Consider the following 12,949-nt stretch of genomic DNA (forward strand, 5'->3'; position numbering starts at 1 on the left):
TATCCTATCTTGAGCATGAAGAAGAGTGTGCGTAGCCCCGCTGCCTGCGCGCATCGGCCATGGAAATGCTGGACCAAGCGACGGTCCAGGCAGCATACGCGATTCGAAGCTGATGCTTCATGAAACATCTGCGCTAGTTTCGCCCTACTTCAAGAAGCTGTCGATATTGTTGAACGCTTCGCCGAACGCGCTCGGGGCAATGACGAGACCGCCCTTCTCTTTGACGCTCTCATAGATGAGGTTCATCGTGCGAAGTTGGAGCGCCTTGTCGTTGCGATCGTAGACAGCCGCCGCATCGACAAACATCTCGGAGATGTCTTTTTCGATTTCTGCGAGCAAGAGTCGCGCGTTGCGCTCGCGCTCCGCCTGCGCTTCCTTGGACATGGCATCCTGCAGCTCTTTGGGAATAGCGATGTCGCGGATCTCCACCGATACGACCGAGATGCCCCACGAACGCGTCTTTTCGTCGAGGATATCCTTGATCTCACCGTCCAGCTGCTCTCGCCGCGTGGCAACTTCGGCCAGATTGATGCGCCCCACCGCATCACGCAGCGCTGTTTGCGCGGCCCACCAAATGGCCGACGCGTAGTCCTCTACCTCGACGCAGGCGTCTTTGGGATTCCACACCATCCAGAACAGCACGGCATCGATATCGAGCGGCACAAGGTCGGCGGTCAACGCCTCCTCCGCCGTGAACGGCGTGGTGATCATGCGCTGGTCAATGTGCGCAGTAGCATGTTCTACCACGGGAACGACGAAATAAAGCCCAGGGCCAGCAATGCGGTTGAAGTTGCCTAAACGCAGCACCACGACACGCTCCCACTGCGGCGCAATACGAATGCTGAACGCGGCCACCGCGCCAGCCATCACCGCTACGATAACCACCGTCGAGGTAAGCATGCTCCAAAGCGCAGCGAGAATGGCACCCGCAACGATAAGGAATACCGATGCCGCAAAAATGTATACGCTGTTGCGCGAGGTTTTCCGCCCGACGGGCGCAACCATACCTTTCGGCCGAACGGCCGACTCCACGCGCTTTTCTTCGTTTCGCTTCGATTTGCTTCGCATGATGGCTCCCCCGTTGCCCCAACCCCTTGGCCCGCGCCCCTAGGCTCCGCCCCCTAACAGCAATATCTGTTCGCTCACCAGGTCATGGATATCCTCGGATGTCAAACCCTTAGCAAGAGCCTGCTGGACGAAATCGATTGCAAGCGCCTCGACGTCTTGGCCGACAGCCGACAGATCGACATCCTTGAGGTCAGACACATACGTGCCACGTCCGCGCTTCGTGAAGATGTAGCCGTCACGCTCGAGATCCTGATACACTTTGTTGATGGTGTTGTAGTTCACACCCAATTGAACGGAAAGCTCGCGTACGGAAGGGAGGCGCTCGCCACGTTCGTACTTTCCTGAAGTGATGAGGAACACGAGCCGCTTGCGAATCTGAATCCACAGAGGGACGCCGCTTCTTTCGTCCACTTGGAACGAACCCATGGCGTCGAACGCTACTTCTCTTTCGATAGTCTTCTCAATCATAGTGATTGTCATAGTATCACATATCGCAATGACAGACTGGCTACATCCAGAACGATAGCAGACTCATGTCGACGAGACAGAAGCGCTCGGCGGCCACGAGAAGGGAGAACCGCAGGCAGATGCCTCCGAGCAGCGTGCTCGCAGCCCCCACGACGAACAGTGAAGGGTTGGGCGAGCGCAGGCATTCGACATCCACCGATAGCGGCACCACGATCCCCGCCAGCACGACACCCAACCAAAACAGCATTGCAGAATGTCCCGATAGCAACTCAGCAGCCGAATGAGCGGCAGCTTCGTCGCCCATGAGCGAAACGATGATGAACGCCGCAATGGCGATAGCCTCGATCGCAACGAGAACCGCATCGAGCCGAAGCAGACTAGCGAAACCCCCGATCGTTTCATCGCGCGAAAACCTGAAGAAGCCTATGATCGTCAGCACGGCAGCTCCGGTTGCCAACGCCGACGCGACGAACACGATCGGCACAAGCGGTGAGTTGAGAAACGGCACGGCCGGATAGAGCGAGAGAAACACGCCGGCATACAGCACCACGAACAGAGCCAGCAAAGCGGCGAAGACACTGACCACGGTTTCGGCAACGCGCAAACCCGGTCCATCATCCGCGAACCCCATTAAAAACGCCGCGAACGCTGTCGCGCAGAACAACGCAAGTGCCCACGCCCCCGCTGAAAGCAGACTGCCGGACGGGGTAAGGAACAATCGGAAAGCCTGATCGGGAGCCCCTAAATCGAGCGTAAGAAACACCGTTCCGAGCGCGACGAGTACCGGGCCAGCCAGCAAACCCGCATCCGTCACCGCGCTGGCGCCGCGCAGCCACGATCGATTGCTGACGCGCAGTGCAAAGTCCACGAACGAACCGAGCAGAAATGCACCCCCTCCCGCACCCGCAAGAAACAGATACCACGCGATATACGAACTGACCATGACGAGCGCGCTCCCCTCGGCGATCGATGACCCCCTGCGCCCATTGTACGCCATCTGCACGGCAGACCTCAACGAAACGGAAAAGCGACGAAGAGCCGCACGGGTGCCACCTCGTCGCAGTAAAGAACCGGGCCGCAAGATGCGACCCGGTTCTTTACTGCGCGTCCACGTCGATGGGCGCGTTTTCCGCGTCACCCTTGCGGCGCTTGCGATCGCGCCACCAGCGGGACAGGCTATGCACGAGCCACTCCACTACGGGAATGGTGAGAAAGGCCACCCAGGCGGGATGCGGCTGGTTCAGCACGAACGCCATCCAGCAGAACCAGGCCACCACCGCGATGGGATACGCGCCCGACACCAGCGGCGCGAGGCGCTTGCGCCCGATGGCGTGACCCACCATGTAGTACAAGGGAATGGTCAGGAACAGAAACAGCCCCATGGCCCACGCGCCGTTCAAAATGCCCAGCAGCAGGTACACGACGATGACCACGAGCGGATACGGGAACTTCACCCACGACTTCTCGAACTCGCGTAGGTAGTGCTTGCGCACGGGAATAGACCTCCCCACTTCGTCACCGTACTTGGCGCGAGCATCGTCGATGCTGTCGAAGCGCTCGCCCCGCACGGTGTAACCGCACGGCTCGTACCAACGCTCTTCGCGATCCCATCCGTGATGGTACCGTGCATGCGCGTCCTGCCAGCTGTCGAACTGCTCGCCGTTAATGACCACCTTGGCGCCGTCGATGACCACATCATCGTCGCCTGCGCTGTTGCCGGGGCTCTTCACGTGCACGCCGTCCCAACCCACGTGCACTTCCTCGCCCTTCTTGGCGTCTTTCACGTGCACGCCGTCGCGCCACGACACGTGCACGTACTCGTCTCCGTCCTCCACGTGAATCCCGCCGGGACCGATGTGCACCTTGCCCTTCTTGCCGGACGATGCGGCTTCGGTTCCGCCCGACGCATCGGAGGCCGCAGCCGCATCGGCGGGCGCTGGCGGGGGATCTGCAGGGGAAGCCGTCGCAGTCTCCTGCTCGGCCTGGCGCTTAGCGGCGCGATCGGCCGCCTCGAACGTGACGTCGTCGCGGATCTCTTCGTCGACGTACAGCAGATCGTCCAGCGACAGACCGTACAGCTGAGCCAGCGCGATGAGGTTGTCGGTGTCGGGGGACGACTCGGAGCGCTCCCACTTCGACACGGCCTGCCGCGACACGCCCAGACGCGCGGCGAGCGCCTCCTGCGAAAGCCCCGCCTGCTTGCGGCGCTCGGCCAAGCGTTGCGCGATCTCTACGTTCATGGTGTGCTGCCTTTCTCGTTTCGTCCATAGTAGCGTACCGAAAAGACTACGGTTGCGAGGAAGCGAGCGCGACCTATTTCAGTTGGAATTTTCCGCAATTATTGGTTGCGGAACGTTTGAACTGGGAAAAGAGAAGCTCCCCGGCGCTACAGCCTGCGCTTGCTGATGTCGAAGACCACCCATACCGACAGCACGGCAGCCCCCAGGTAGCCGAAGAACGCGAGCACCGGCACGCCCAGCAGACGCGGCTCCATCGACGACAGCGACAGCATGCTCGATCCGATGAACAGCCCGGCTATGATGATGCCGATGGTCAGTCGGTTGATGATCTTGGCCAGCTTCGACAGCGGCGCCTCGCTGCCCAGCACCTCCACGTTCATCTTCAGCTGGCCGCGCGTGAGCATCTTGAGTGTTTCGCCGGAATACCGTGCCGCGTCGAGCGCGCCGTGCGACGACGAGCGCAGCGCGAGAGCCAGATCCTGCATGGCCTGCACAAGCTCGTCGCCCTGGTTCTTCGAGCGCTGGATATGGGCGTTGATGATGGACACGACGTTCTGGTTCGGGATGAACGGCGCGATGGTACCCTCCAGCGTGACGATGCCGCGCGACACGCTGGTGATGGAAGACGGCAGCGTCACCTTGCACGACCGCGTGAGCATGAGGATGTCGTTCAGGAACGCCCCGATGTCGATATCGGCCACATCGCACGAGCCGTAATCGTTCAATAGCAGGTCGAGGTCGGCCAAAAAGCGCGTATGGTCGATAACCGAATTGTCCTTCGCGATGGCAAAGGACAATAGCGCATCCTTGAGCTCGGACGAGCTCTCCATGCCAACCGCCTGGATGATATTGCCGAATCCGGCGCGATCGCGCGGCGACAAACGACCCATGATGCCGAGGTCGATGTAGACGATCTTGCCGCTGCGAACGAGAAGGTTGCCCGGATGCGGGTCGGCATGGAAGAACCCGTGATCGAGGATCTGCGAGGCGTAGTTGTCGAGGATCTTCTCGCCGATCTCCTCGAGGTCGTAGCCCGCATTCCGCAGACGGTCGGTCGCCAGGATGGGAATGCCGTCGATGTATTCCATGACCAGCACGTACTCGCCGCACAGCTCGGTATGCACTTTCGGGCAATCGATGAAGGCGACGCCCTTGTTCAGGCGCGCGAACTCCTCGAGGTTAGCGGCTTCGCGCTGGAAGTCCGTCTCCTCGAGGAACGTGGCCCACAGCTCTTCCACCACGTCGCGCAAGTCGAGCATCTGCTCGTCCTTCATGAAACGCGCAGCGTAGCGCGCCACCATGCGCATGATATCGATATCCTGGGCCATCGTGGTCTTCACGCCGGGGCGTTGGATCTTCACGGCCACGATCTCGCCCGTGACAAGGCGCGCCTTGTGCACCTGGGCCAGCGAGGCGCTTCCCAGCGGCGTGGGATCGATGGCGTCGAACACGTCGCCCTGCGCGTCGCCGTAGATGTCGTCGAGCGCCTCGAGGATGGCCTCGAACGGCAGCGGGTCGCACTCCATCTGCAGCTTCGCCAGTTCGTCGCAGTACGCCTTCGGCAAAATCTCCGAGCGCGTAGACAGCGTTTGGCCGATCTTCACGAAGCTGGGGCCCAGATCCTCCAGCATGGCGCGAAAGGCCTCGGGCGTGAAACCCTTCAGGAAGTGATGCTTCCGCAGGATATCGGATATTTCCTTGAGGCGCCGCGTGCGCGTCTTCCGATTCAGATGGAACCGATCCTCGGGATCAACCTCCGAACCGGAGCTGAAAAAATAGCGCAGCAGCGTGTTCTCCGGCATGGACGGGCAGCTCGCAGCCGTGCGCTAGGCGCCCGGCGTTTGCGGCGCGGCAGCCGAAGCCGCCTCGTCGTCGACGGACACCGCGGAAGCGTCGCCCACTTCAGCCTCGGAAGCCGACTTCGCGTTCGCCTTCTCGGCGAACTCGGCAGCCTTGGCGACGAACGCCGCACGCTCCTCCGGCGTCATGGCGGCCATGCGAGCCTCCAGCACGTCGTAGCGCACGCTTGCAGCCACGTCTTCCGCCTTATGCTTCAATTCGGTGTTGATCTGCTTGCCCTGATCCACGGTGAGCTCGCCTTTGGAGATGAGCTGATCAACCAGATCCTTGGTTTTTTCGCCGGTTATGGCCATCGCGCCGATGCCGGCCAGGAAGATGTCTTTGAATCCGTCGCTGAGGGTAGCCATACGAGCCTCCTATGCTTGCGATTCACCGTCCGCGACGCGGACGGCCTCTGCATCCATGATGCACCAAATCGACGAAAAGGGCAATGCTCGCAACGCGAGCATGAGCGAAGCCGTCAAAGGAAGGTTGCCGCTTGTTCGCCTTGCGACCGCCCCGCCGAGGTCGACGGGGCGGCAGGCTTCGACCGGAGTCAGCCGATCGTCAGCCGCGCGTCATATGCGGCGGCCTGCGTCCGATGTCGGAGCGATACAGCTCGCTCAGCAGCTGCGCAACGCTCGCCTCGCTCGTCGAGCTCCCGCCTTTCGCGACGCGATCTTCGTCGCGAGCGGACGCCTCGGCCATGCCGAGCTGCTTCATCAGATTCTTCGCTTCGTCATTGGACAAGGGTTTCGATGCCATCAGACATGCACGCTCCTCCCGTATGACGACAAGCTGTCAAGGCAGTTGTTACTACCTTAGTACTATAAAGAAGGATCGCGGGATGACGGGCGAGCAACCAACAATCGGTTAGACGTGGCCAGACGAAAGGAGCGTTTCGCGGAAGCTTCGCTCACAGACGGCAGAAACGAAGCGGCGAGCGGAGACCGTCCGCTCGCCGTTCAGGATGCGAACAGGGGAACCGCATGCAGAAAAGACGCTTTAGGCCGCGCGCTCGGAAGCGAAAGACCGGCGCTCGGAAGGCGCGAGATGGGGCAGCTCCACTCCCGCCAGGGACGATTGAGCGCCGAACTCCGCGCCTTCGAACCACCCTTCCTCCAACGCGAGCGCATGCTCGGCCTGCGGTGCGGGCGAAGCCGCAGGCGCGCTTTGGCGACCCTCCACCCATGTGGCGGCTACGACGCTTGCCACGATGACCACGGCGCCAGCCATACCAGCCGCAGAAAGCGCTTCGCCCAGCAGCATGAACGAGAACGCCGCAGTGAACACCGGCTCGCCTGTGAGCAGCAGCGACACGGTGGAGGACGGCAACTCCGTCAGCGCCACGTTCTGCAGCATGAAGGTAAGGCAGGTGCTGAGCAGCGCCAGAAAGGCGATAGTGCCCCAGGCTACGGGCTGCACGGCCGCCACGTTCACGGGCGGCTCGAAAACCAGCGCGCACGCAAGAGCCACGACGAACGAGGCGACTATCTGCGTTCCCGCCACCGTGGTGGCGTCCAGCTGCTCCAAGCCGCGCTCGCCGAACACGAGCGCGCCAGCCAACGCCACGGAGGACAGCAGCGCGAGGATCTCGCCCAAGCCGAACGAAGGAGCTCCCCCGTTGCTGCACAAGAGGTAGAGCCCGACCACGACCGCCGCCTGGAACGGCAGGAAGGCCAGCGGATAACGACGGCGGTTCACCAGGCACGACAACAGCGGCGCGAACACCACGGGCAACGCCACCAGGAAGCCCACGTTAGTGGCCGTGGTCAAGTCGAGCGCTACATTGCAGGTGAGATACGCCAGCGCCATGCAAAGCGCTGCGGGCATCCAGGCGCCGATACGCGCGCCCTTTAGCTGGCGCACGATGCGCGGGCCGAAGAAGATCGCGAACACGAGCGCGGCCAAGCCGAACCTGATGGCGAGGCACCACATGGGCGTGATGCTCTCGTACGCCATCTTCGTGATAGCGTTACCCGATCCGAAGATAACGGTCTGCAGCACGACGCACGCGACATAGGGCCAGCGCTTGCTACGAGTTTTCACGGGGTGCCTCCTTTCGATCCGCAGCTTGCACGGCGCTCGGCAGCGCAAGACTCTCACGTCCCGCCCTCGCGGAACTTCACTGGATGATGTTCTAGGGTTGCTGGCACATGGTATGGGTTCTCCTGATAAAAGTAAAATGAGATTATCTTTTTAAGATTTTAAGAGTTTCTTGTTATTCCTTTTCAAGCTCCGTATAGTGACATACATCGAAGAACGGTGTGAAGATATTGTGAGCAAGAGAAGGAGCGATCTGTGGGCAACCAGAAATACGATGCGTTCCTAAAGGTGGCTGAAACAGGCAGTTTCAAACAGGCCGCCCACGACCTAGGATACACCCAGGCCGGCATCAGCTACCTCGTGAGCACGCTCGAACGAGAACTGGACGTGCCGCTGTTCGTGCGCGACTACGGCGGCGCGCACCTCACCTCGGACGGCGCCGATCTGCTTCCCTGGGTGCAGAACGTGTGCAACAGCGAGCGCCAGCTGGAGATGCGCCTCGCCGAGCTCAAGCACCTCGAAAGCGGCATCGTGCGCGTAGCGGCGTTCACGAGCACCGCCATCCAATGGTTCCCCGGTATCGCGAAGCGCTTCCTCGCACAGCATCCAGGCATCGACTTGCAGCTGATCTGCGTCGACGACGAAGATGCACTGGAAGAGGCCGTGTGGCGCGGCGACGCTGACTGCGGTTTCTTCGTCTACCCCATCAAGCACGACCTGCACGCCGTTCCGCTGCGGAAGGATCCGCTCCTCGTGGTGCTGCCGCCCGACCATCCTCTGGCCGACGCGCCGTTCGTGCCGCGCGAGGCGCTGGCGGAAGAGCTGTACATCCGCCTGGAAAGCGGCACGTCGTCGGAAATGGAAACGCTGTTCCGAGCGAACGACGTGGAGCCCAACGTGCGGTTCACCATCGACAGCGACTATGCGGTGATGAGCATGGTCAGCGCGGGACTCGGATTCAGCGTGCTGGCCGACCTCATCCTGCGCGATGCGCCGTTTCCCCTGGCCGTCAAGCAGCCCGAAGTGGAAACAAGCCGCGAGATAGCCATAGCGCTGCGCTCGCTGGAAACAGCTTCAACGGCTACGCGCGCGTTCTTGGACGCAACGCAAGCCTGGATAGCCGAGACATACGAGGAGTGAAAGGACTGCCAACCTAAGCGAAGGCGGCAAGTTGCCATCCTGTGCAGCCAGCTCAGGATGGCAACTTGCTAGCAGCCTAGCAGCGGCGGAACATCCGTGCCGTGGGCGCACACGTAAGTAGGACGCTCCGCTTCAAGCACGATCTGAGGGAACATACCCCATAGCGCCGCCGCGGTGGCGCAGCCCGCGCCGCTTCCCGACTGCATGTCGAAGGGACTGTCGCCCACGTACAGGCACGTCTGAGGAGCCAGCCCCAGCCGTTCGCAGCCGTGCGCCACGGGACCGGGATGCGGCTTGTGCTCCGGCCAGTCGTCGGAGCCGATGAGGAAGTCGAAGTATCCGGTCAGGCCGAACAGGTCGAGGCCCCGCATGGCCACCTCGTGTCGTTTCGACGTGACCACGGCCAGCGGCAAACCCGCTTCCTTGAGGCGTTCGAGCATGGGCACGGTGCCGTCGAACAGCCTGATCATGTCGTCGTGCACCTCGGCGTTGTATTCCCGGTACACACGGCACAGCTCCTCGTGCACGGCCGAGTCATCCGTGAAATCCCACATCTGGGTGTTGAGGGGCTGTCCCACCTTGGCCATGAGACGCTCGTCGGGGATAGCCTCGCGCAGCACCGTGCGCGCCGTGTAGCGAAACGTGGCGAGCAGCAGATCGTGCGTGTCGAGCAAGGTCCCGTCCAGGTCGAACAGAACGGCTTGCATATCGTGTGATACCATACCATCCTTCATTTCCGTTATGCGATTCGCGCGAAGCGCGAACAAGAACTCGCAGGTTGGCGCAGTAAATCAGCGAGAGGCGCCCTGACGCCCGAGATCGCGGGGAGGGCGAGGGCGAAGCGTACTTCGGTACGCGAGTCCTCGACCTCGCCACGAGATCGGGTGCCAGGGCGCATCGCAGCGTCGGCCGGTTCCGCGTGCCGTCAGGCACGCGGAACACCCCTACTCGAACAGGCCGCCGAACAGGGACAGCTCGGAGCCCCAGACCTTGGCGTTGCGCTGGGAGAACGCCAGCGCGTCGGTGAGGGCCGCCAGCGGGATGTCGCGGCGAGCGCCCGTGCTGCGGCGCTTGATCTCCACCTTCTGCTCGGCCAGGCCGCGCTTGCCCACGATGACCTGCAGCGGCCAGCCGATGAGGTCGGCATCGGCGAACTTCACGCCGGCGCGCTCCTTGCGGTCGTCGATGACCACCTCGAGGCCAAGCTTCGCCAGGTCGCTCGCCAGCTTCTCGGCCGCGGGCTGCACCTCGTCGTCGCCCACCGTCAGCGGGATGACGCACACGTGCGCGGGCGCCACCGTGAGCGGCCACATGATGCCGTTCTCGTCGTTGTGCTGCTCCACGATGGCAGCCATGGTGCGCGAGATGCCCACGCCGTAGCAGCCCATGAGGAACGGCTGCTCGGAGCCGTCTTCCGCCATGAACGTGGCGCCCATGGCCTTCGAGTACTTGTCGCCCAGCTGGAACACCTGCGACACCTCGATGCCGCGCGCGCCGTCCAGCGGCAGCCCGCACGACGGGCAGCTGTCGCCCGGCTGCACGATGCACAGGTCGGCCCATTCGTCCACCTGGAAGTCCTCGCCCAGGCGCGCGCCCACGTAGTGGTAGCCGTCTTCGTTGGCCCCCACGACCCACTTCGGCACGGCCTGCAGGCTGCGCGCCGCGATGACGTAGGCGCTCTCCGGCAGTCCGACCGGGCCCATCGAGCCCTTGTGCAGGCCGAAGGCTTCCATGTCCTCGTCGGTGAGCAGCGTGAAGCCGCCGGCCACGCGCGCCGCCTTCAGCTCGTTGAGCTCGTGGTCGCCGGGAATGAACATGACCACCAGCTTGCCCTCGTCGTTCTTGCCGGACAGGGCCTTCACCGTGGAGGACTCGGGGATGTCCAAGAACGCGGCCAGTTCGGCGATGGTGTGCACGCCAGGCGTGGCGACCTTCTCCATCGGCACGTCGTAGACGGTGGGGCGCGCCAGGCAGTCGCCGGCTTCGGTGTTGGCCGCGTAACCGCAGGTGCAGTGCACGAGCTCGGCTTCGCCCGCTTCGGCGAGCGCCATGAACTCGCAGGTCACGCTGCCGCCGATCTGGCCGGGGTCGGCCTCGACGGGACGGTAGTCCATGCCCATGCGGTCGCAGATGCGCCCGTACGCCTCGCTCATGTCGTCGTAGGTCTTCTGCAACGACTCCTGGTCGGCGTGGAAGCTGTAGGCGTCCTTCATGATGAACTCGCGGCTGCGCAGCAGCCCGAAGCGCGGGCGGATCTCGTCGCGGAACTTCACCTGGATCTGGTACAGCGACAGCGGCAGCTCTTTGTAGGAGCGCAGCTCGTTGCGCACGAGGGAGGTGATGAGCTCCTCGTGGGTGGGTCCGAGGCAGAACTCGCGGTCGTGACGGTCGACGAGGCGCATGAGCTCGGGGCCGTAGTCGTTCCAGCGGCCGCTCTCGTGCCACAGCTCGCCGGGCTGCAGCGCCGGCATCATGATCTCCTGCGCGCCGATGCCGTCCATCTCCTCGCGCACGATGTTCTCCACCTTGGCCAGCACGCGCTTGCCCAGCGGCAGGAAGGTGTACACGCCCGAAGCCGTCTTGCGGATGAAGCCCGCGCGCAAAAGCAGCCTGTGGCTGGCGATCTCCGCGTCGGCGGGATCCTCCTTGAGCGTGGGCGCGTACAGCTGGCTCATGCGCATGATATTCACGTTCGTCATAGCTTTCCTATCTCCTCCATCAAAGCGTCCACGATGGCGCTCTCCTCCACCTTGCGGACGACGTTTCCCTTCGAGAACACCACGCCCGATCCAACCCCGCACGCCACGCCGATGTCGGCGTCGGCGGCTTCGCCCGGGCCGTTCACCACGCAGCCCATGACGGCCACCTTGAGCGGCTTGTCGAGGTTCGCGATGCGTCCCTCCACCTCGCGCGCCAGCCCGATGAGGTCCACCTGGCAACGGCCGCATGTGGGGCAGCTGATGAGCTCTGGAGCGCGTCGGCGCAGGTCGAGCGCTGAAAGCAGCGTCCAGCACGCGCGGATCTCCTGCACGGGGTCGTCTGTGAGCGAGATGCGCAGCGTGTCGCCGATGCCCTCTTCCAGCAGGATCCCCAAACCGCAGGCGCTTTTGATGGCGCCTTGGAAGGTGGTGCCGGCCTCGGTGACGCCGATATGCAGCGGCACGTGGGGCAGCTCCTTGCTGAGCAGGCGGTACGTGCGCACGGTAGTCATCACGTCGTGAGCCTTCGCGCTGACCACGAGTTCGTGGAAGCCGCGACCCTCGCAGTAGCGCACGTAGTCGACGGCCGAGCGTGCCAGCTTCTCCGATTGCGAGAGATCGTCGCGTGCAGCCAACTCGTTGTCGAGCGAGCCCGCGTTCACCCCGATGCGGATGGGGATGCCCGCCTCGCCCGCCGCGTCCAGCACGGCATCGGTTTTGGCCAGGCCCCCGATGTTGCCGGGATTGATGCGCAGCTTCGCCGCGCCGCGTTTGGCGGCCTCGATGGCGATGTTCGCATCGAAGTGGATGTCGGCGACCACCGGCAAAGGCGACCGCTCGCATACAGCCTGGAACACGTCGAGGCTTGAGCGGTGCGGGATGGCCATGCGCACGATCTCGCAGCCCGCTTGCGCGAGCGCGTCGATCTGCGCGAGGTTCGCCGCGACGTCGGTCGCCGGGGCGTTCAGCATGGACTGCACGACGACGGGCGCGCCGCCGCCGAGCGGCACGGAGCCCACCGACACCCGGCGGGTAGCCTCGCTAGGTTTGGCATGCGTTGCCACAAGAGCCTCCCGTTCTCCATCCCCCACCGCGTGCAGGCGCGGTGCTGGAACAGCGTCTCAACAGCCCGCAGGCTGCACGCGCCCAAGCGCGTCGCCGGCTATTTTACCTCTGATTACCCGGTTTCCGGCCAAATGCACAGGGATTTCGCGGGCGGGCGCACGACAACGAACGCACGCGAGGGCGCGGGAGGGAAAACGAGCGAACGAGTCGCACGCGCCGACGCGCCATCGAACCACCCGAACCGCACTGGAGGGCGCGTGCAGCGAAAAACGCCCGAATCTCCCAAGTTCGCGAGTTATGCGCACCTCCGTCATCCCGGAACGACCGTTTCGGGCGCAGTCGAGCGTTTCCGCTCAAGAAAACGCCAGGTCAGAAGTTTTCTTT

General features: G+C 63.1%; 12 protein-coding genes. 1 reads left to right on the forward strand and 11 read right to left on the reverse strand.

Going from position 1 to position 12,949, the window contains the following annotated elements:
- Positions 1-144 precede the first annotated feature (144 nt).
- The 8 genes from ELEN_RS12305 to ELEN_RS12340 all read right to left on the reverse strand — a co-directional run bounded on the left by ELEN_RS12305 (position 145) and on the right by ELEN_RS12340 (position 7,664).
- Positions 145-1,068 carry a slipin family protein gene (locus ELEN_RS12305; RefSeq protein ID WP_015761191.1) on the reverse strand — a complete coding sequence of 308 codons (924 nt, stop codon included), beginning with the start codon at positions 1,066-1,068 and terminating at the stop codon, positions 145-147.
- A 39-nt stretch (positions 1,069-1,107) separates the two neighbouring features.
- The gene (locus ELEN_RS12310; RefSeq protein ID WP_021410740.1) at positions 1,108-1,536 is read right to left on the reverse strand and encodes a GntR family transcriptional regulator; all 429 of its coding nucleotides are present in this window, start codon (positions 1,534-1,536) and stop codon (positions 1,108-1,110) included.
- 40 nt (positions 1,537-1,576) lie between these two features.
- Positions 1,577-2,479 carry an NrfD/PsrC family molybdoenzyme membrane anchor subunit gene (gene nrfD / locus ELEN_RS12315; RefSeq protein WP_015761193.1) on the reverse strand — a complete coding sequence of 301 codons (903 nt, stop codon included), beginning with the start codon at positions 2,477-2,479 and terminating at the stop codon, positions 1,577-1,579.
- A gap of 154 nt (positions 2,480-2,633) precedes the next feature.
- Complete coding sequence (locus ELEN_RS12320; protein WP_015761194.1) at positions 2,634-3,776, reverse strand: helix-turn-helix domain-containing protein; 1,143 nt, start codon at positions 3,774-3,776, stop codon at positions 2,634-2,636.
- 146 nt (positions 3,777-3,922) lie between these two features.
- Positions 3,923-5,578: an ABC1 kinase family protein gene (locus ELEN_RS12325; protein ID WP_015761195.1), complete on the reverse strand. Its 1,656-nt coding sequence runs from the start codon at positions 5,576-5,578 to the stop codon at positions 3,923-3,925.
- Between the two features lie 24 nt (positions 5,579-5,602).
- Positions 5,603-5,983, reverse strand: a complete 381-nt coding sequence (locus ELEN_RS12330) for a phasin family protein (RefSeq protein ID WP_015761196.1) — start codon at positions 5,981-5,983, stop codon at positions 5,603-5,605.
- Positions 5,984-6,182: 199 nt separating this feature from the next.
- A complete protein-coding gene (locus tag ELEN_RS12335) occupies positions 6,183-6,380 on the reverse strand; it encodes a hypothetical protein (protein WP_009306564.1) in 198 nt (65 codons plus the stop codon).
- A 240-nt stretch (positions 6,381-6,620) separates the two neighbouring features.
- Positions 6,621-7,664, reverse strand: coding sequence for a DMT family transporter (locus ELEN_RS12340; protein WP_015761197.1), 1,044 nt, complete (start codon positions 7,662-7,664; stop codon positions 6,621-6,623).
- A 252-nt stretch (positions 7,665-7,916) separates the two neighbouring features.
- Between ELEN_RS12340 and ELEN_RS12345 the strand changes: the two genes are divergently transcribed.
- Complete coding sequence (locus ELEN_RS12345; protein ID WP_015761198.1) at positions 7,917-8,801, forward strand: LysR family transcriptional regulator; 885 nt, start codon at positions 7,917-7,919, stop codon at positions 8,799-8,801.
- 68 nt (positions 8,802-8,869) lie between these two features.
- On the opposite strand, the gene ELEN_RS12350 is transcribed toward ELEN_RS12345, so the two are convergent.
- The 3 genes from ELEN_RS12350 to ispG form a co-directional block, all read right to left on the reverse strand.
- Positions 8,870-9,523 (reverse strand): HAD family hydrolase, encoded by a 654-nt coding sequence (locus ELEN_RS12350; protein ID WP_015761199.1) that lies wholly within the window; start codon positions 9,521-9,523, stop codon positions 8,870-8,872.
- Positions 9,524-9,745: 222 nt separating this feature from the next.
- Positions 9,746-11,500, reverse strand: a complete 1,755-nt coding sequence (locus tag ELEN_RS12355) for a proline--tRNA ligase (protein ID WP_041691662.1) — start codon at positions 11,498-11,500, stop codon at positions 9,746-9,748.
- A complete protein-coding gene (gene ispG, locus ELEN_RS12360; RefSeq protein ID WP_015761201.1) occupies positions 11,497-12,564 on the reverse strand; it encodes a flavodoxin-dependent (E)-4-hydroxy-3-methylbut-2-enyl-diphosphate synthase in 1,068 nt (355 codons plus the stop codon). The genes ELEN_RS12355 and ispG overlap by 4 nt, the downstream gene beginning before the upstream one ends.
- Positions 12,565-12,949: the final 385 nt, after the last annotated feature.

Origin of the sequence: Eggerthella lenta DSM 2243 (genome assembly GCF_000024265.1) — a bacterium.
In the GTDB taxonomy this organism is placed as follows: Bacteria; Actinomycetota; Coriobacteriia; order Coriobacteriales; family Eggerthellaceae; genus Eggerthella; species Eggerthella lenta.

What these genes read in the sequence shown, in the direction of transcription:
- ELEN_RS12325 (WP_015761195.1), bottom strand. Translation starts at nt 5,578, where the DNA reads ATGCCGGAGAACACGCTGCTGCGCTATTTTTTCAGCTCCGGTTCGGAG.
- ELEN_RS12355 (WP_041691662.1), bottom strand. Translation starts at nt 11,500, where the DNA reads ATGACGAACGTGAATATCATGCGCATGAGCCAGCTGTACGCGCCCACG.
- ELEN_RS12320 (WP_015761194.1), bottom strand. Translation starts at nt 3,776, where the DNA reads ATGAACGTAGAGATCGCGCAACGCTTGGCCGAGCGCCGCAAGCAGGCG.
- ELEN_RS12350 (WP_015761199.1), bottom strand. Translation starts at nt 9,523, where the DNA reads ATGGTATCACACGATATGCAAGCCGTTCTGTTCGACCTGGACGGGACC.
- nrfD (WP_015761193.1), bottom strand. Translation starts at nt 2,479, where the DNA reads ATGGTCAGTTCGTATATCGCGTGGTATCTGTTTCTTGCGGGTGCGGGA.
- ELEN_RS12330 (WP_015761196.1), bottom strand. Translation starts at nt 5,983, where the DNA reads ATGGCTACCCTCAGCGACGGATTCAAAGACATCTTCCTGGCCGGCATC.
- ELEN_RS12305 (WP_015761191.1), bottom strand. Translation starts at nt 1,068, where the DNA reads ATGCGAAGCAAATCGAAGCGAAACGAAGAAAAGCGCGTGGAGTCGGCC.
- ELEN_RS12310 (WP_021410740.1), bottom strand. Translation starts at nt 1,536, where the DNA reads ATGATTGAGAAGACTATCGAAAGAGAAGTAGCGTTCGACGCCATGGGT.
- ELEN_RS12335 (WP_009306564.1), bottom strand. Translation starts at nt 6,380, where the DNA reads ATGGCATCGAAACCCTTGTCCAATGACGAAGCGAAGAATCTGATGAAG.